Source organism: Arthrobacter sp. NPDC058288, from assembly GCF_042880995.1.
Lineage (GTDB): Bacteria > Actinomycetota > Actinomycetes > Actinomycetales > Micrococcaceae > Arthrobacter.
The window spans coordinates 97089-114025 of sequence record NZ_JBHVYH010000009.1 but is presented as its reverse complement, the minus strand read 5'-3'; the positions used below and the strand labels follow the sequence as shown (position 1 = coordinate 114025).

The following is a 16937-nucleotide window of genomic DNA, read 5'->3' as shown; positions in this document are numbered from 1 at the left end:
CTATTTGGCCTGATGTTCATTGCTGGGGGCGAAGACCAGTACCGGCTTCGCGTAGCCGCCGGCGTCTGCCAGCAGGGCCACCAGCGAGCCGTCAGGCGCAAAGGCCGCGGCGGGGTTGTCTGCGGTGGCACCTTCCCGTGTTCCGGCTCCCGCGCCTGCGGCTATGCGCCGGCCGAACGAGATTTCAGTGGCCTCGTCCTCGCTGAGTTCACGGTTCGGCATGAGCGCGCGCGCCGCCTGGGACATCTCCAGCACTTTCAGTTCCTCGGCCAGCTGCTCCAGCGTCCGGGCCTGTTCAAGGGTGTAGGGCCCAACCTGCGTCCTTCGCAGCGCTGTCAGGTGGCCCCCGGTCCCGAGGGCTTCACCAAGGTCACGCGCCAGGGCGCGGATATACGTACCGGACGAGCATTCCACGGTGACGTCCACGTCGATGACTGCGCCGTCACGCTCGGGTCGGACCGCATGGACGTCAAACCGGTGGATGGTGACCGGCCGAGCGGCAAGCTTCACGTCTTCGCCGGAACGGACGCGGGCATAAGCCCGTTCGCCGTTGACCTTGATGGCGCTCACGCTGCTGGGGACCTGCTGTATGTCGCCTGTGAGTGCTGCTACACCGGCCCTGATGGCTTCCTCGGTGACTCCAGCGGCTGAGTGGCTGCTCACCACCTCGCCTTCGGCGTCGTCCGTCACGGTGGACTCGCCGAGGCGGATGGTGGCGGTGTACGTCTTGGATGTTCCGACGATATACGTCAGCAGGCGGGTGGCCTTGTTAATGCCGAGGACGAGGACACCGGTGGCCATGGGGTCCAGCGTGCCGGCATGCCCCACTTTCCGGGTGCCGGCCAGCCGCCGCATCCGTCCAACCACATCGTGGCTGGTCCATCCTTGCGGCTTGTCCACTATTACCAGTCCAGAAAGCACGCCTCCCAGTATATCCGCGCCTGCGGTTCTCCTATTTCCCTCGACTTTCCACCGACGGCGTGCGGCCAGTCCGACGGCGGGCGGTGCCACGGCGGGCGTCCGACGGCGGGCGGTTAGGATGGCAGACATGCCCGAGCTTGCCGCACACATCCACGACTTCCCCGTCAACCAGATCCGTGAGATCACCGAAGCGGCGTGGGGCACCCCCGGTGCCATTGTGTTGAGCATCGGCGAACCAGGCTTCGAACTCCCCCGCCACGTCCTCGAGGCCGGTATGGCTTGCCTTGACCGCGACGAAACCAACTACACACCGAATGCCGGAATCCCCGCCCTCCGCGAGGCCTTCGCAGCCAGGTTCCGCGAGCACAATGGCGTTGACGTCGGAGCCGAGCGGGTTTATGTGGTGGACGGCGCCCAACAGGGCCTGCATTTCGCCATGAGCCTCTTGCTCTCCCCCGGGGACGAAACCCTGATTCCCAACCCGGGCTACCCGACGTTTGCGATGACCAGCCAACTGCTGCACGCAAAGCCCGTACGGTACCCGCTGTACCCGGAACACGACTTCCAGCCACGGATCGAGGACATCGAGGCCCTCATCACGTCGCAGACCAGGGTGCTGATGCTGAATTCGCCGTCCAATCCGCTGGGTGCGGTCCTGGGCGGCGACGTCACCCGCGGCCTCGTTGACCTGGCCCGGCGACATGACCTCTGGATCATCTCCGACGAATGCTACGAGGCCTTCACCTACGATGTGCCCCACGTCAGCGCGGCCCGGTTCGACAGCGATGTTCCCGGGGAAGCCAGGGTCTTCACGTCGCTGACCCTGTCCAAGACGTACGGACTGACGGGGCTCCGGATCGGGGCCTTGATCTGCCCGCCCGGCTTGGAGCGGAAGATGAACAACGTGATGGAGTCGATCGTTTCCTGCGTCGCGTCGCCGTCCCAGTACGCCGCCATCGCCGCGCTGACGGGACCGCAGGATTACGTCAGCCGCGCGCACGCCCATTACCGGGCCAACCGGGACGCTGCGTCAGCGGTGCTGGCGTCCAAGGGCATTCCGTTTCTTTCGGCGCAGGGGGCGTTCTATCTCTGGGCCGATGTATCCCACGTCAGCGGCGGCGATGTACGGTCCTGGGTCCGGAAGTTCCTGGCTGACGCCGGGGTCTCTTTCGCGCCGGGCACCGCCTTCGGGTCAATCGGCGAAGGCTGGATCCGGATTGCGCTCTGCGGCCGCCAGACGGAACTTGTGGAGGGGCTGGGCCGCCTGCCCGCACGGGCGTGACGCCGCACGGGCGTGACGGAACGACGCCCAAGCCGGGCACTGAGCCTCTAGTGCAGCACCCGGCCGGGCCCTAACCTGTCCACAGGGGCGGCTCCGGGAGAGGAACAACATGTGGTGGCAGGACCTGCTGTGGGGCTTCTGGAACGGCATTACGGCATGGATCGTGCTCATCGCGCACGTGTTCGGCGCCTGGGCTGAGTTCCCCTTCTACAACACCGCACGGGCCGGTAACTGGTACGACTTCGGTTTCCTGCTGGGCATGGGATCGCCGCTGCTCGGCGGCCTGGGCGCGCGCGGCGGCCGGCGGTCCCGGAGCTGACGCCGGCAGCGCAGGTGCACGTCCCGCTAGGGTACGATCTCTTCCTCCGGTGGCGGCTGTTCGGGCGACCATGACATCTTGACGATGAAGTGGGCTTCAGTAACGTTCCTGGCGATGATGGCCCCCGCTGCGCCAGCCAACTTCACGCCAAACTGAATTTCCAGGTGTTCCGGTGCAAGGTCCCCCAGGACTTCCGCCGCGGCTTTGGCGGCCGGCCGCACGGAGGCCAGTGCATCTTCAAGCCGGCGGCCCGTGTCCTGGATCCCCTGCTCGTCCCGCGAGGGGTGTTCCACTCCGAAGCTGCTCTCCTCGGCTTCAACCAGGACAACACCGGATCCCACTTCGTAGCGCAGTATCTCTGTCATGCTTTCCTCCGTATGCCGAACTGTGCCGAACGTATGCCGAATTGACTCCTCCGGGCGCAGTCTGGGATTGGTTAGCTCATGGTGGAGGAAAGCGCGTGTTCCAGCCACGTCCGCAGGGTCGCCGCCGGCGCGGCCCCCGCCTGCCGGGCAATCACCATTCCGCCGACGATCACCATCAGTGTGGGGATCGCCTGAACCGCAAACCGCGCCGAGAGTCCTGGAGCGCGGTCCACGTCCACCTTGACCAGTTTGATCCGTCCCGCTTTCTCGGTTGCCAGCTGGTCCAGGACCGGACTGACCATGCGGCAGGGGCCGCACCATTCCGCCCAGAAGTCGATCAGTGCAGGCACCGTTGATTCCTCGGCGATGTGCGTGAAGTCCGAGTCTCCGGCGTCGACGATCCACGGCAGGTCATGGCTGCAATTACCGCAGCGGGGACGGCCGGGAGCAGCTGCCGGGATCCTGTTGGTCTTCCCGCAGCCGGGGCACCTGATGAGCCTCGGTCCCACTGCCCCGCGCTGCCTTCCCGCAGCCCCTGAAGTCATGGCTTAATCGGACGCCTGCCGGCCGGAGCCGGATAGAGTCGAAGGTCCCGCCCGCTCCGGCGGCCGATGCTGCCCGATGCCGGGGCCGGAGCGAAGGTCAGTATTCGGTGCGGTCCGGGTTGTCGCGCCATGCTTCGAACGGGACGTTCGACGTCGTGACATCGGTTTGGCTGACCGGCATGAGTTCCGGCCGGGTTCCCTCAAAATATTCGTAGAACAGGGCGTCGTCGAACCCGGCGGCCGCAGCACCGTGCCTGTCTGCGGCAAAGTACACGCGGTCGATCCGCGCCCACAACGCGGCGGCCAGGCACAAAGGACACGGCTCACAGCTTGCATAGAGCACGGAACCGCTGAGATCGAAATTGGCGGATCCCGCCGCCGCCGTCCGGATGGCCACAACCTCCGCATGCGCGGTGGGGTCGTTGTCCCGCGTTACCCTGTTGACGCCGAAATGGCGTGCCCCGTCCGCGGTGACCACCAGCGCCCCGAAGGGGCCACCGCCGTCGGCCACATTCTGAACGGCGAGGTTGATGGCCTGGCCCAGGAACTCCTGGATTTCAGCGGCTGAGGGTGCGGCATCCATGCTCCGATCATAGCCAGTACACCCGGCTTCCCCGGGAACTGCGTCGCCGTGGTTTGCGGAAGACATCGACGTTGCCGAAGGCGAAGAAATAGAATGTGCGCAGTGGGGGCGGCGGTGTTTCCCGCCAGCCGAATCAGTGGTCTCAATGAATCCTGGTAATCATCTTTGGGCATTTGGAGACCACCATGAGAAAGCACGTTTCGCTTGCCGCTGCTGCTGTCACCGCCGCAGTCGTCCTGTCATCCGGCCCTGCGGTCGCCGCCCCGCCGCCGACGACCGAGCCCGTCACCGTTGCCGGCGGGCTCGTAGGCCCGCTGCACGTCAGCGCGGGCCGTGACGGCTCGGTGATTGTGAGCGAGGAATTCGCCAGCCGCCTGACCCGGGTGGCTTCCGACGGCACCAAGACCGTCCTGTATTCCGATGCGGAATGGGACGTCGCCGGCAGCGCGCAGCGACGGGGCACCATCTACTTCGTCGAGAGCCAGGGAGCCGGCCCCATGGATCCCCGCCAGCTGGCCGGTCACGTCCGGACCATCGCTGCCGACGGAACCCAGAAGACGTTCGGCGATTTGGCAGCCTTGGAGAACGAAAAGAACGCCGACGGCCATGTCACGTACGGGTTTGAGGACCTGCCGGACGGGTGCGCGGCGCAGCTTCCGCCTGACGTACCCGCTTCGTACACCGGGGCTGTTGACTCCCACCCGTACGGCATCGCCCTTTCCGGTAACACCGTCTATGTGGCCGACGCCGGAGCCAACAGCATCGTGACCGTCGACGCCTACTCCGGAGACACTGAAACACTGGCTGTCCTGCCGCCGCGCCCCTTCGTCATCACTGCCGACGTGGCTTCGACGCTAAATCTCCCGGGCTGCGTTGTGGGCCTCACTTATAACTTTGAACCCGTTCCCACCGACGTGGCAGTCGGACCGGACGGCTGGCTGTACGTGTCAGTGCTCCCGGGCGGACCGGAGAACCCCGCACTGGGTGCCCGCGGAGCTGTATACCGGGTCAACCCCGACAACGGCCGGGTCCGGCTCTTCGCCGATGAGGTCTTGTCCCCCACCGGACTGGCGCTGGACGACGATGGCGACGTGTACGTAGCGTCCCTGTTCGGTGAGGGCGTGCTCAGGATAGACGGCAAGGACAGTCAGCGGACGGTCCTTGCCGGCAAGCTGACGGCCGACGTCGCCCTGAAGGGTTCAACGCTGTATGCAACAACCGATGCCCTCCCGGCGGAGAACCAGGCCCCGGACGGCAAACTGGTTTCCATGGACCTTAGGGGTCACTCCCGCCGCTGAGGCAGCACCTTAAACACGAGTGTGGCCGGGCCTTTGCAGGTCCGGCCACACTCATTGTGCGTCGTCTTACTTGTTGCCGTCTTCGTCGAGTTCGTCGTCGTCGATGAGGTCTTCGTCCTCTTCGTCGAAGTCGTCCTCGTCGATTTCGATGTCCTCGGGAATGTCGCTCTTGTACGGATCGGCATCGCCGGCGTGCTTGGCGCCTGCAGCCAGGGCGGCCACTTCAGCGTCACGCTTCTTGGCGGCGCGGAGCAGTTCTTCAAGGTTGGAGGCGTTGACCGGAATCTGGTCGGCCACGAACTCGAGGGTGGGCGTCAGCCGGACAGTAATGTTGCGGCCGACCTCCTGGCGGAGAACGCCCTTGGCTTTCTCCAGGCCCTTGGCAGCATCCGCCTGGACCACCTGGTCCCCGAACACGGTGTAGTAGATCGTGGCGTGCTGCAGGTCATTGGTCACGCGGGCGTCGGTGACAGTAATACCTTCAAGCCGCGGATCCTTGACCTTCCGGCCCAAAGCCTCTGCAACAACAACCTTAATCCGCTGCGCCAACTTGGCAGCGCGTGCCGGATCAGCCATTTCCACTCCTAAATATTTGGATGTACGACGGCGCCTTAGCGGCTTGCGTACAAAGGTTCGGTTAATTGCCACGCACCTAAAGCGAGTCTACGACGGACCCGCGTTGGATTTTTTCCGGCGGCCCGGGAGTGGCATCGGGCCTACCGGAGCTGGGCGGCACAGGATCGCAGATCCAGTGCCGCCCAGCGTAGGGGCGGGGCCGCCGGAAAAATCCGACGCCCCCGACCTGTATAGCTCAGACTAGACGCGCGGCTTCTCGCGCATCTCGAAGGTCTCGATGATGTCACCCTCGTTGATGTCGTTGTATGAGCCAAGACCGATACCACACTCGAAGTCCGTGCGGACCTCGGTGGCGTCGTCCTTGAAGCGCTTGAGCGTCTCAACGGTGAGGTTGTCACCGATGATCTTGCCGTCGCGGCTGATACGGGCCTTCGTGTTGCGTCGGATAACACCCGAGCGAACGATGGAACCGGCGATGTTGCCGAACTTGGAGGAACGGAACACTTCGCGGACTTCGGCGGTGCCAAGCTGGACTTCTTCGTACTCCGGCTTGAGCATGCCCTTGAGGGCCATCTCAATGTCATCGATTGCTGCGTAGATGACGGAGTAGAAGCGCATGTCCACGCCTTCGCGGTCTGCCAGTTCGGCAACACGCTCGGCGGGCTTGACGTTGAAGCCGATGATGACCGCGCTGTCGACCGTTGCCAGGTTGACGTCGTTCTGCGTGATCGCACCGACACCGCGGTGGATAACGCGGAGCTGGACACCTTCGCCGACGTCGATCTTGAGCAGCGCGTCTTCGAGGGCTTCCACGGCACCGGACACGTCACCCTTGAGGATGAGGTTGAGGGTGTCGATCTTGCCTTCGGCGACGGCCTGGTCGAAGTCTTCCAGGCTGATGCGCTTGCGGCGCTTGGCCAGGGCGGCGTTGCGGTCTGCTGCTTCACGCTTCTCGGCGATCTGGCGGGCGGTGCGCTCGTCAGCGGTCACAAAGAAGGTGTCGCCGGCGCGCGGGACGTTGGACAGACCCAGCACCTGCACGGGGCGGGACGGGCCGGCCTCGGTCAGGACGCTGCCGTCGTCGTCGAACATCGCACGAACGCGGCCGTGGGCCGTGCCTGCCACGATGGTGTCGCCGACGTGCAGCGTGCCGGACTGAACCAGGACGGTGGCAACCGCACCGCGGCCCTTGTCCAGGTTGGCTTCGATCGCGATACCGCGGGCGTCCTTGTTCGGGTTGGCGCGCATGTCCAGGGCTGCGTCTGCGGTAAGCAGGACGGCCTCGAGCAGCTCGTCGATGTTGAGGTTCTGGCGTGCAGAGACCTCCACGAACATGGTGTCGCCACCGTATTCTTCCGGAACCAGTCCGTACTCGGTCAGCTGGCCGCGGACCTTGTCCGGGTTGGCGCCTTCCTTGTCGATCTTGTTCACGGCCACGACGATCGGCACGTTGGCGGCCTGCGCGTGGTTGAGGGCTTCAACGGTCTGCGGCATAACGCCGTCGTCCGCTGCGACCACCAGGATGGCGATGTCGGTGACCTTCGCACCACGGGCACGCATGGCGGTGAACGCCTCGTGGCCCGGAGTATCGATGAAGGTGATCTTGCGGTCGACACCTTCGTGCGCGGTGGTGATCTGGTAAGCACCGATGTGCTGCGTGATGCCGCCGTGTTCACCCGCGACGACGTCGGAGTTACGGATGGCATCCAGCAGGCGGGTCTTACCGTGGTCAACGTGACCCATGACGGTGACAACAGGAGGACGTGCCTCGAGTTCCTCGTCGCCTTCGGCTTCCAGCTCGGCGTCGAAGTCGATGTCGAAGCCGGAGAGCAGCTCGCGCTCCTCGTCCTCCGGGGACACAACCTGGAGCTTGTAGCCAAGCTCCTCGCCGAGCAGGGCGAAGGTCTCTTCATCCAGCGACTGCGTGGCCGTGGCCATTTCGCCGAGGTGGAAGAGCACGGTCACCAGTGCAGCGGGGTTCGCCTCGATCTTGTCGGCAAAGTCCGTGATGGACGAGCCGCGACGGAGCCGCACAACGGTGTTGCCGTCGCCGCGGGGCACGCTGACGCCGCCCAGCGACGGAGCACTCATCTGCTCGAGTTCCTGGCGCTTGGCACGCTTCGACTTGCGCTGCTTGCCGCGGCCTGCACCGCCCTTGCCGAAGGCACCCTGGGTACCACCGCGACCGCGGCCACCCTTGCCGAAGCCACCGCCGGCCGGAGCACCGCCGCCGGCGCCGGGAGCGCCGCCGGTACCGGGTGCGCCACCCGGGCGTCCGGGACCGCGGCCTCCGCCGCCGGGACGGCCTGCACCAGCGGGTGCGGGACGTTCGGTGCGGTTAGGCATCATGCCCGGAGTAGGACGGTTTCCGCCGCCTGCACCGGGTCGTGCACCGGGAGCACCGGCCGGACGCGGAGCGCCGGGACGTGCACCCTGGGTACCGCCGGGACGCGGAGCGCCCGGACGGGGACCGCCGGCGCCGGCCGCGGGGCGCGGGCCGCCGGGGCGTTCGCCTTCGGTACGGCTTCCGCCCGGACGGGGCATGCCCTGGGAAGGAGCGAACGGGTTATTGCCCGGACGCGGGGGACGTTCGTTGTCGCCGCCGCGGCCCCGGGGCATGCCCTGGGACGTGGCGAAGGGGTTGTTGCCGGGGCGGGGACCGCCCGGACGGGGTGCCGAACCGCCCTGTCCGCCGGAGCGGGAGGGGGCAGCCGGAGCTTCAGCCTTCGGTGCCGGGCGTGCGCCGGGCTTTGCACCGGTGGACGGTGCAGCCGGAGCCGGAGCCGCCGGAGCAGCTGCTGCCGGAGCCGGAGCCGCGGGAGCCGGTGCTGCTGCGGGGGCAGGCGCCGACGGCGCGGGGGCCGCGGCCGGAGCTTCAGCCTTGGGTTCCGGAGCCTTGGGGGCTGCCGGGCCCGGCGCGGGGGCCGGACGGGAAGCCGAGGGGCTGGCAGGCGCCTTGGGCGCTGCTGCGGGAGCTTCGGACTTCGAAGCGCCTGCGGCGGGGTAGGCGTTGCGGAGTTTCCTCACAACGGGGGCCTCAATGGTGGAAGAGGCAGAGCGAACGAATTCGCCCAGTTCCTGCAGTTTGGTTACTGCATCTTTGGAAGTAATACCGAGCTCTTTAGCGAGCTCATGTACGCGGACCTTGGCCACATTTCTCCTGTCTCGGTCCGCACCGAGCCAGGCACGAACCGTCTACTTCTTACTGCGGACCTTCGCCGCGATAGCAGCTGAAAGGCCCATTGCAGAGCGCAACAAAGTTGTCATCGTTGCGCACTCATCGCTGGGAACTCATCGGGTTTCCATCAGTTTTCTGACCCGCTTTCAGGTTGGACGGTTGTTGCTGCGGCCACCGGAGTGTCCACGGCTTGCGTGCCTGCCGTTATCCGGCGTTCGACGGCGGCAGTTCCGGTGGTGCCCGGGAGGGCACGTCCGAACGCACGCCGCTTGATTGCCAGCGCCAGGCACGTTTCGCTGGGGTGCAGCCATGCACCCCGGCCAGCCATCCGGCGTCGTTCGTCCACCACGACAACGGGGGAACCGTTGCCTTCGGCGACGAGCCGGAGTAACTCAGACCGCGGGCCCTTCTTTCGGCATCCGATGCAGGTACGTTGCGGCTGATCCTCAGGGTGTTGCACTAGCGCCACGGTGAGTATCTTCCTGCCTACAAATCTGCTGCCCCGAACCCGCCTGCACGCTCCGCATTCTTGACGAACGCAGATTCTGCGGGCACGCTCAAGGCGCACGAATACCGGCCATAAGGCGCGGTCAATGTCTATTCTAGCCCCTCAGGTGCCCCGGCCCCGAAACGACGGGTCGAAACCGGGCGGGACAATCCAAGGGGCAGTCCGCCGGAGCGGCCTAGTTTTCGCGCGGAACCGCCGCGTCGGAGACGATGTCAATCCGCCAGCCCGTGAGCTTTGCGGCCAGACGGGCGTTCTGGCCCTCCTTGCCGATGGCCAGCGACAGCTGGTAGTCCGGGACGACGACACGGGCGGAGCGCGTTGCCTCATCCGTGATCGTGACGGAATTCACTCTCGACGGCGACAGGGCGCTGGCGATGAAGGTCGCCGGGTCCTCGCTGAAATCGACAATGTCGATCTTTTCGTCGTTAAGCTCGGTCATGACGGCCCGGACGCGTGAACCCATCTCACCGATGCAGGCACCCTTGGCGTTGATGCCCGGGATGTTGGCTTTGACGGCGATCTTGGTGCGGTGGCCGGCTTCGCGGGCCAGCGCCACGATCTCCACCGAGCGGTCGGCGATCTCCGGAACTTCCAGTTCGAAGAGCTTCCGGACCAGGCCGGGGTGGGATCGGGACAGCGTAATGGACGGGCCCTTGGTGCCGCGGTGCACGTCGATCACGAAGGCGCGGAGCCGGTTGCCGTGGATGTACTTCTCGCCGGGTACCTGTTCGGGCGGGGGAAGCAGCGCCTCAACCGTTCCAAGGTTCACCTGGATCATGTGCGGGTTGTTGCCCTGCTGGATGGTGCCGGCAACCAGCTCGCCCTCGCGGCCCTTGAACTGGCCCAGGACGTTGTCGTCCTCCGCGTCGCGCAGGCGCTGCAGGATGATCTGCCGTGCGGTGCTTGCAGCGATGCGGCCGAACCCGGCCGGGGTGTCTTCGAACTCGCCGATGGGGGCGCCGTCGTCGTCGATTTCAGTGGCCCAGATGGTCACGTGGCCGCTCTTGCGGTCCAGCTCTGCGCGGGCCTTTTCGAAGGCTCCCGGAGACTTGTGGTAGGCCACCAGCAGTGCCTGCTCGATGGTCGGGATCAGGAGGTCCAGCGGGATTTCACGCTCACGCTCCAGAAGTCTCAGTGCGCTCATGTCAATATCCATCAGGCCTCCTCAGAAGGTCCATTGTTTTCATCTTCCAGACCGACCTCATCGAGGTGGCTGAACTCTATCTCGACTTTTCCATTGCGGATCCTGTCGAAAGGAATCTTCTCGGGTTCGCCCTGCTTGGGCTTCATACCCTTTTTGGCCGCGATCTCCGGAACCAGGGTCACGCCGTCGTCATCAACGGCCTGGATCCTGCCGGTGAGGTTCTCGCCCTGGATGACATTTACCTTGACCATGCGGCCGCGGGCGCGGTGCCAGTGGCGCGGTTCAGTCAGGGGACGTCCGACTCCGGGCGAGGAAACCTCGAGGTCGTACGGGCGGCTGTCGTAGCTGGGATCGCTGTCCAGAATGCCGGAAAGCTCCTTGGAGATCTCGGCAATGACGTCAAGGCTTACTCCGCCGGTCTCTTCCTGCGGCAGGTCCACCACCACGTGGACCACCCTGTTGGCACCGGCGACGTGTATGGACACGTCCTCCAGGTACAGCCGGTGCGCCTGGACCGAGGGCTCCAGCAGCGCCCGGACGCGCTCGGCCTCCGGGTTATGCACGGATTCGGCCTCAGCCTTGCCCGTCCCGGTCCGGTCTGATGAAGTCGTGGCTTCTGCATTACTCACGATGCCGGCCGCCTCCCGCTAGATGATGTTGTGTGTACTAGCGTAGCGATTTTATGGGCGCCGTGGTGCACTCGCCGGCTGCCGGGCATGACAACATGGTCTGTTGTGAAAGACGACACCAAGGAAAAACGCCGGCCGGGCCGCTATTTCCGGTACGGCATCCTGGCGTCACTGGCAGTGCTGGTCATCAGCCTGGGGCTGGCGTTGACTCCGGGGCAGCCGCCCGAGGCGCCGGAGCCTCCCTTTTCCGAGCAGGCGAGGGCCGCGGCCCTCGCCGAAACGATGCAGCTGCGCACCGCCGGCAGCAAACTTGCCGATTCCGTTTCCGGTGCCGAGCGCCAGGCGCTGCTGCGCGCTGTGACTTTGCTGACAACCCAGGCGAGGGCCCTGTCCGGTCCCGGCCAGAAGCCGTCGCCTTCGGCCACGGACGCCACATCCGGCTCAGCATCGGGTGCTGCCTCCGCCACGGCGTCCGGCACGGCAGCTGTGTCCGCCTCTCCCCCCGTGAGCGGGGAACCCTCGGGGCCGGACTCCCCCACCGGGCTTGTGGCCTCTTTATCCGCCAGCGGCAGCCAGCGTCTCAGGGACGCGGAAGCGTCCGACGGCGGGATAGCGCGTCTGCTTGCCGCCGTCGGTACCGCACAGGTTCTTCAGGCGTCCTCGCTGGCGACCGGCTTGGGGGCAACCGCCCCGGAACTGCCCGCGCTTCCAGCACCTTCCCCGGAAACTGCAGCGCCGCCGGCAGCGGCGGCCGCTGCACCGCAGCCGGGCGCATCTCCGTCGGCTGCCTCTCCAGTCCCTGGGTCTATGGCCGCTGCTTCTCCGGGCGGCTCTCCGCCCGCCGTCGAAAGTTCCTGCCGGCCGGACCCGGCCGCGTCCGGTCCGGCCGCAGGGGCGGCGACGCCGGCGACTGCCCTGGCGATGGCGGTCAAGACCGAGGCTGAGACGGTCTACGGCTACCAGGTAGCCCTTGCCCGCCTAGAGGGCGCACCCGCCGGCCTGGCGTCACAGCTGCTGGCCCGGCATGAATCAGTCCTGGCCGAAGCCGAGGCCCTCAGCAGGGCCCAGTGCGCGGACATTCCCCCGCGGGAAGCCGGCTACACGCTCGGACCGCTGTTCCTCGAATCGCCGGCTGCCGGCCTGGGCAGCCTCGAGGCAGGAACCCTGCCGGTGTATGGGGACCTGGTGGCCCTGAGCGACGGCAGCACCCGGCAGTGGGCCATTGCAGGTTTGCTGGCCGCCGCCAGCCGTGCCGCGCAATGGGGCGCCGACTCCGGTCCCCTCCCGGGCATCGTGGTGGACACGGCGCGGCTTCCCCAGCTCGCCCCTGACAGCCCGGCCACGGAATCCGGGGCTCCGGAAGCTTCGCCGGAGCCGTCGGACGCCGGCTAATGGACCCCGGGCCAAAGCGTGCCTTACCTTCCTTAGCCCTGTGTTACTGGCATGCCGCCGGCACCAGTGATTTGCTATAGGCATGGACAGCGCCCGGGTAGCAACGCAGCATGAGAACGAACCGCACCACAACGACATTGCCCACCGGCTGAACTGGCTGCGCGCCGGCGTGCTCGGGGCCAACGACGGCATCGTTTCCGTCGCTGCGATCGTGGTGGGCGTCGCCGGTGTCACCACCGATTCCGGTCCCATCCTCATCGCCGGCACGGCCGGCGTGGTGGGCGGCGCCATCTCCATGGCGCTGGGCGAGTATGTGTCCGTCAGCAGCCAGAAGGACAGCCAGCAGGCCCTCATCGAGAAGGAAAAGCGCGAGCTGGCCGAGAAGCCGGAAGAAGAGCTCGAGGAACTCGCCGCCATCTACCAGGGAAAGGGCCTCAGCCCCGCGACCGCCCACACCGTGGCCAAGGAACTCACGGCCCACGATGCGCTGGGCGCCCATCTTTCCGCCGAACTGCACATCGACGAAACCGACATCGTCAGCCCGTGGCATGCCGCCTTCGCGTCTGCAATAGCCTTCCTGGTCGGAGCGATCCTGCCCATGCTGGCAATCCTGCTCCCGCCGGAAAACATCCGCGTCCCCCTGACCTTCGCGGCCGTGCTGGTGGCCCTGGCGGCAACGGGTGCACTGGGGGCGTGGATCGGCGGAGGTTCTAAAATGAAGGCCGCCGTCCGGGTGGTGGTGGGCGGCGCGCTGGCACTTATCGCAACGTTCGCCATCGGCAACCTGCTGGGTGCCAGCGGCATCGTGGCTTGACCCTCCGCATGCCGGCGACGATCCGGCAGTACGCTGGATCCGATGAAACCGCCCGCAGAAATCCCCATCCCGGATGACCTTCGCCGCCGCTACAGCCGGGCCAGCGGCGGACGTGCCTGGCTGGGTTCGCTCCAGGGACTGATCTGCGGACGCCTGGAGCGGTGGGACCTTGAGGTGGACCTCGAGCCGGGCCAGTTGCCCTGGAACGGCCACGGCGGCGTGGTTGTCCCGGTCACGCGGAAGGGCGTCCCTGCTGCCCTGAAGGTTGCCTACCCGCACGACGAGGCCCGGGTGGAGCGCTTCGCCCTCCAGCTCTGGGACGGCCACGGCGCGGTGCGGCTCCTGGAGTCCGACCCCGGCACCTGTTCCATGTTGTTGGAGAGGCTGGACGCGGGCTGCTCCCTCCAGCACGTTCCGATGGAAACAGCCGTGGAAGTCTGGGGCAGCCTGACACAGCAGCTGGGCCTTACCCCGGACCAGCGCCCGGAGTGGCAGGAATTCGCCCATGTGGCCGCCCGCGCGGAACAGTGGAGCGATGATCTTCCAGCGGACTGGGAGCAGCTCGGCAGGCCTTTTCCCCGCTGGCTTCTGGAAGCCGCCCTCGAGGTTTGCCAGACGCGCGGAGCTGTGGGCCGCCGTGCGGGAACCGATGTGCTGGTCAACACGGACTTCCACTACCTGAACATCCTGGCCCGTCCGCAGGGCGGTTTTGCCGCAATTGACCCCCAGCCGATGATCGGTGAAGCCGAGTTCTCCGTGGCCCCGCTCCTGTGGAACCGCATCCTCGACCTCCCCCGCAGCAACCCCGGCCGGGGATTGCTGGACAGGTGCCGTGAATTCAGCGCCGCCGCAGGGCTTGATGCCGACGTGGCCCGGCAGTGGAGCCTCGCCCGTGAAGTCGAAAATGCGCTCTGGTATGCGTCTCGCCCGCACCACGGCGGCGACCTTGCGCGTTCGCTCTGGGTGGCGAGCACGCTGGCCGGACGCACCCTTGACGAATTACCCGCGGCACATGACCTCCCCGAGCCGGGACAAGCGGCACCGGGGGAAGCCGGACCCTGGCAAGGAGCGGGGCAGGCTACGCGTTAGCCCCGGACTGCTGTCACGGCCTTCCGCACCGCCTCGACGGCCGCTTCGACGTCGGCGTCGTCCGTTGTCCAGTTGCTCACCGAAATGCGCAGCACATCCCGCCCCCGCCAGCGGGAACCGGACATCCAAACGAGGCCGTCCTCGATGATCCGGGCCGTCACGGCCCGAGTCGTGGCGTCATCGCCGAACACCAGTGAAACCTGCGTGTAGGCGACGTCGTTGAGCACTTCGACACCGTCCAGCGCCGACAGCTGCTGCGCCAACTGCGAGGCGCGGCTGACCAGGTTGCGCACCTGCGCGGCAACACCGTTCCGGCCAAGGGCTTTCAGCGCCGCCCAGACGGGCACCCCGCGTGCCCTGCGGGAAAGTTCCGGGACGGTCTGGAAGGGATCGGCCGCGGCACCGGCATCGCGGATCATGTAGCTGGGGTTCACGCTCATCGCGGCCTCCAGCGCCTCCGTGTCCCGCACGGCCACGATGCCGCAGTCATAGGGCACGTTGAGTGTCTTGTGCGCATCGGTGGCCCACGAGTCAGCCAGGTGCAGCCCGGCGGTGAGGGCGGCGAGCTCGGGCACCGCGGCCGCCCAGAGCCCGAAGGCACCATCAACATGCACCCATGCGCCATGTGCCTTCGCCACGGTGATCGCTTCGAGAAAGGGATCGAACGCGCCGGAATGCAGGTTTCCGGCCTGCAGGCAGACAATCGGCGGTGCAGGAGCTATTCCCCCTGCCTTCCCGGATGCTTCGACCAGGGCACGGTCCAATGCGCAGTCCAGCTCCGCCGGATCGATACGGCCCTGCCGGTCCGAGGGCACCGCGACGGGGTGCCCCAGGCCCAGATACCGCAGCGCGAGATCGACCGAGTCATGGCGTTCCTGCCCGACCAGGCAGCGGACAGCCGGGGCGCCGGCAAGCCCGGCGGCGTTTACGTCCCATCCTGCTTGCTCAAGGACGCGCCAGCGTGCGGCAGAAAGCCCGGCGAAGTTGGCCATCGTCGCGCCGGTGACGAACCCGACGTCGGCCGCTTCGGGTAATCCCAGCAGATCCAGGAACCACTGCCCTGCGGCCGCTTCAATGGCCGCGGTGGCGGGCGTGGCAGCGCGTAGGAAGGAGTTCTGGTCCCAGGCGCTGACCAGCCAGTCCGCTGCCAGGGCGGCGGGCAGGGTGCCGCCGATAACCCAGCCGAAAAAACGGCCCGAGGGCATGGCCATCAGGCCCGGTTCCGCCTCGGCCGCGAGATAGTCGATCACTTCGCCCGCCGGAAGGCCGTTCTCGGGCATCGGGCCGCCGAAGTCGGCCTCCAGATCCCCTGCGGTAGCCCGGGGCGCTACGTGGCGGGTGGGCTGGCTTTCCAGCCATTCACGGGCATGCCGGGCTGCGGCGTCCAAGGCGGCCCGGTAGGGTGCGTCCCCTGTTGACATAGGAGCATGGTACGCCCGCTCCCCTCCGGCCGGGAGGGTCTTTCGTTCGCCGTCGGTTCAAGGGCCTAGGCGAAGGTGTCCTGCCAGATGTCGAAGCCCAGCTTGAGGATCAGGGCGCCGACGACGGCGAGGAAAACGTTGCGGATGAAGGTGCTGCCCTGCTTCACCGCAGTCCGCGCCCCGAGGTAGCCGCCTGCCATGTTGGCGAGCCCCAGCACGAGGCCCACGCCCCACAACAAGGAGCCGTGCGGCAGGAAGAAAATCAGGGCGCCGGCGTTGGTGGCCATGTTCACGATTTTTGCCTTGGCGCTGGCTTCAAGGAAGGCGTAACCCATCGCGGAAACCAGGGCGATGATCAGGAAAGATCCTGTACCGGGCCCAATCAGGCCGTCGTAGAAACCGATGGCCGCCCCTATGACGCAGGCCACCACGTAGTGAGTCCTGCCGTCGTGGCGGAGCGAGGTCAGGTCGCCGACATTGGGTTTGAACGCCGTGAACAGCGCGACGGCGACCAACGCCGCCACGATGATGGGTTTGAAAACACTCGCCGGAAGGGTGGCGGCCAGCACCGCACCGCCGAAGCTTCCGGCCAGCGCAATGACGGCCATGGGGATGGCTGTCCGCAGGTCGGGCCGGACACGGCGGTAGTACGTCACCGCGCTGGTGGTGGTCCCGAAGATCGAGCCCATCTTGTTAGTGGCAAGGGCCTGGACCGGGCTGATGCCCGGCACCAGCAGCAGCGCCGGGAGCTGGATGAGTCCCCCGCCACCCACCACGGCATCAATCCATCCTGCGGCGAAGCCCGCCACGAGGATCAGGATCAACGTGGCGGGCTCCAGCGACTCGAATCCCGAGATCACTCCGTCAGCCGGG

17 protein-coding genes are annotated in these 16937 nt (G+C 66.7%); 6 read left to right on the top strand and 11 right to left on the bottom strand.

Features of this window, described 5'->3' with window-relative positions:
* Nucleotides 1-921 (bottom strand): tRNA pseudouridine(55) synthase TruB, encoded by a 921-nt coding sequence (gene truB, locus ACFVWT_RS20055; protein WP_390250945.1) that lies wholly within the window; start codon nucleotides 919-921, stop codon nucleotides 1-3.
* Between the two features lie 127 nt (nucleotides 922-1048).
* Here truB and ACFVWT_RS20050 point away from each other — a divergent pair, with 127 nt between their 5' ends.
* Both ACFVWT_RS20050 and ACFVWT_RS20045 read left to right on the top strand, forming a co-directional pair.
* Nucleotides 1049-2203, top strand: coding sequence for a pyridoxal phosphate-dependent aminotransferase (locus tag ACFVWT_RS20050; protein ID WP_390250943.1), 1155 nt, complete (start codon nucleotides 1049-1051; stop codon nucleotides 2201-2203).
* A gap of 109 nt (nucleotides 2204-2312) precedes the next feature.
* The gene (locus tag ACFVWT_RS20045; protein ID WP_390250941.1) at nucleotides 2313-2522 is read left to right on the top strand and encodes a hypothetical protein; all 210 of its coding nucleotides are present in this window, start codon (nucleotides 2313-2315) and stop codon (nucleotides 2520-2522) included.
* A 26-nt stretch (nucleotides 2523-2548) separates the two neighbouring features.
* Here the strand turns inward: ACFVWT_RS20045 and ACFVWT_RS20040 are convergent, their stop codons facing one another.
* The 3 genes from ACFVWT_RS20040 to ACFVWT_RS20030 all read right to left on the bottom strand — a co-directional run bounded on the left by ACFVWT_RS20040 (nucleotide 2549) and on the right by ACFVWT_RS20030 (nucleotide 4015).
* Nucleotides 2549-2887 carry a CU044_2847 family protein gene (locus ACFVWT_RS20040; protein ID WP_390250938.1) on the bottom strand — a complete coding sequence of 113 codons (339 nt, stop codon included), beginning with the start codon at nucleotides 2885-2887 and terminating at the stop codon, nucleotides 2549-2551.
* Between the two features lie 71 nt (nucleotides 2888-2958).
* On the bottom strand, nucleotides 2959-3432 hold the full coding sequence (trxA, locus tag ACFVWT_RS20035) for a thioredoxin (RefSeq protein WP_390250936.1): 474 nt from the start codon (nucleotides 3430-3432) through the stop codon (nucleotides 2959-2961).
* Nucleotides 3433-3529: 97 nt separating this feature from the next.
* Nucleotides 3530-4015 carry a nucleoside deaminase gene (locus ACFVWT_RS20030; RefSeq protein WP_390250934.1) on the bottom strand — a complete coding sequence of 162 codons (486 nt, stop codon included), beginning with the start codon at nucleotides 4013-4015 and terminating at the stop codon, nucleotides 3530-3532.
* 185 nt (nucleotides 4016-4200) lie between these two features.
* Between ACFVWT_RS20030 and ACFVWT_RS20025 the strand changes: the two genes are divergently transcribed.
* Nucleotides 4201-5313 carry a ScyD/ScyE family protein gene (locus ACFVWT_RS20025; protein WP_390250932.1) on the top strand — a complete coding sequence of 371 codons (1113 nt, stop codon included), beginning with the start codon at nucleotides 4201-4203 and terminating at the stop codon, nucleotides 5311-5313.
* 66 nt (nucleotides 5314-5379) lie between these two features.
* Here the strand turns inward: ACFVWT_RS20025 and rbfA are convergent, their stop codons facing one another.
* From rbfA to rimP, 5 genes are all read right to left on the bottom strand, one after another.
* Nucleotides 5380-5889 carry a 30S ribosome-binding factor RbfA gene (gene rbfA / locus ACFVWT_RS20020; protein WP_390250930.1) on the bottom strand — a complete coding sequence of 170 codons (510 nt, stop codon included), beginning with the start codon at nucleotides 5887-5889 and terminating at the stop codon, nucleotides 5380-5382.
* Nucleotides 5890-6129: 240 nt separating this feature from the next.
* Nucleotides 6130-9042 carry a translation initiation factor IF-2 gene (infB, locus tag ACFVWT_RS20015; protein WP_390250928.1) on the bottom strand — a complete coding sequence of 971 codons (2913 nt, stop codon included), beginning with the start codon at nucleotides 9040-9042 and terminating at the stop codon, nucleotides 6130-6132.
* Nucleotides 9043-9194: 152 nt separating this feature from the next.
* Nucleotides 9195-9527 (bottom strand): YlxR family protein, encoded by a 333-nt coding sequence (locus ACFVWT_RS20010; protein ID WP_390251109.1) that lies wholly within the window; start codon nucleotides 9525-9527, stop codon nucleotides 9195-9197.
* A gap of 223 nt (nucleotides 9528-9750) precedes the next feature.
* The gene (gene nusA / locus ACFVWT_RS20005; protein ID WP_043480087.1) at nucleotides 9751-10731 is read right to left on the bottom strand and encodes a transcription termination factor NusA; all 981 of its coding nucleotides are present in this window, start codon (nucleotides 10729-10731) and stop codon (nucleotides 9751-9753) included.
* Nucleotides 10731-11348, bottom strand: coding sequence for a ribosome maturation factor RimP (gene rimP / locus ACFVWT_RS20000; RefSeq protein ID WP_390250926.1), 618 nt, complete (start codon nucleotides 11346-11348; stop codon nucleotides 10731-10733). Before rimP ends, nusA begins: the two co-directional genes overlap by 1 nt.
* A gap of 105 nt (nucleotides 11349-11453) precedes the next feature.
* On the opposite strand from rimP, the gene ACFVWT_RS19995 reads away from it, so the two are divergent.
* The 3 genes from ACFVWT_RS19995 (at nucleotide 11454) to ACFVWT_RS19985 (ending at nucleotide 14643) form a co-directional block, all read left to right on the top strand.
* Complete coding sequence (locus ACFVWT_RS19995; RefSeq protein WP_390250924.1) at nucleotides 11454-12740, top strand: ferritin-like domain-containing protein; 1287 nt, start codon at nucleotides 11454-11456, stop codon at nucleotides 12738-12740.
* A gap of 82 nt (nucleotides 12741-12822) precedes the next feature.
* Nucleotides 12823-13554, top strand: coding sequence for a VIT family protein (locus ACFVWT_RS19990; RefSeq protein ID WP_390250922.1), 732 nt, complete (start codon nucleotides 12823-12825; stop codon nucleotides 13552-13554).
* A 42-nt stretch (nucleotides 13555-13596) separates the two neighbouring features.
* The gene (locus ACFVWT_RS19985; protein WP_390250920.1) at nucleotides 13597-14643 is read left to right on the top strand and encodes an aminoglycoside phosphotransferase family protein; all 1047 of its coding nucleotides are present in this window, start codon (nucleotides 13597-13599) and stop codon (nucleotides 14641-14643) included.
* On the opposite strand, the gene ACFVWT_RS19980 is transcribed toward ACFVWT_RS19985, so the two are convergent.
* Complete coding sequence (locus ACFVWT_RS19980; protein ID WP_390250918.1) at nucleotides 14640-16064, bottom strand: pyridoxal phosphate-dependent decarboxylase family protein; 1425 nt, start codon at nucleotides 16062-16064, stop codon at nucleotides 14640-14642. The two genes, ACFVWT_RS19985 and ACFVWT_RS19980, sit on opposite strands and share 4 nt — an antisense overlap.
* 65 nt (nucleotides 16065-16129) lie before the next feature.
* Nucleotides 16130-16924 (bottom strand): sulfite exporter TauE/SafE family protein, encoded by a 795-nt coding sequence (locus tag ACFVWT_RS19975; protein WP_390250916.1) that lies wholly within the window; start codon nucleotides 16922-16924, stop codon nucleotides 16130-16132.
* Between the last annotated feature and the right edge of the window lie 13 nt (nucleotides 16925-16937).

Excerpts from the sequence above, each read along its gene's own strand:
- ACFVWT_RS20050 (WP_390250943.1), top strand. The coding sequence starts at position 1,049 with ATGCCCGAGCTTGCCGCACACATCCACGACTTCCCCGTCAACCAGATC.
- ACFVWT_RS20045 (WP_390250941.1), top strand. The coding sequence starts at position 2,313 with ATGTGGTGGCAGGACCTGCTGTGGGGCTTCTGGAACGGCATTACGGCA.
- ACFVWT_RS20040 (WP_390250938.1), bottom strand. The coding sequence starts at position 2,887 with ATGACAGAGATACTGCGCTACGAAGTGGGATCCGGTGTTGTCCTGGTT.
- trxA (WP_390250936.1), bottom strand. The coding sequence starts at position 3,432 with ATGACTTCAGGGGCTGCGGGAAGGCAGCGCGGGGCAGTGGGACCGAGG.
- ACFVWT_RS20030 (WP_390250934.1), bottom strand. The coding sequence starts at position 4,015 with ATGGATGCCGCACCCTCAGCCGCTGAAATCCAGGAGTTCCTGGGCCAG.
- ACFVWT_RS20025 (WP_390250932.1), top strand. The coding sequence starts at position 4,201 with ATGAGAAAGCACGTTTCGCTTGCCGCTGCTGCTGTCACCGCCGCAGTC.
- rbfA (WP_390250930.1), bottom strand. The coding sequence starts at position 5,889 with ATGGCTGATCCGGCACGCGCTGCCAAGTTGGCGCAGCGGATTAAGGTT.
- nusA (WP_043480087.1), bottom strand. The coding sequence starts at position 10,731 with ATGGATATTGACATGAGCGCACTGAGACTTCTGGAGCGTGAGCGTGAA.
- ACFVWT_RS19990 (WP_390250922.1), top strand. The coding sequence starts at position 12,823 with ATGGACAGCGCCCGGGTAGCAACGCAGCATGAGAACGAACCGCACCAC.
- ACFVWT_RS19985 (WP_390250920.1), top strand. The coding sequence starts at position 13,597 with ATGAAACCGCCCGCAGAAATCCCCATCCCGGATGACCTTCGCCGCCGC.
- ACFVWT_RS19980 (WP_390250918.1), bottom strand. The coding sequence starts at position 16,064 with ATGTCAACAGGGGACGCACCCTACCGGGCCGCCTTGGACGCCGCAGCC.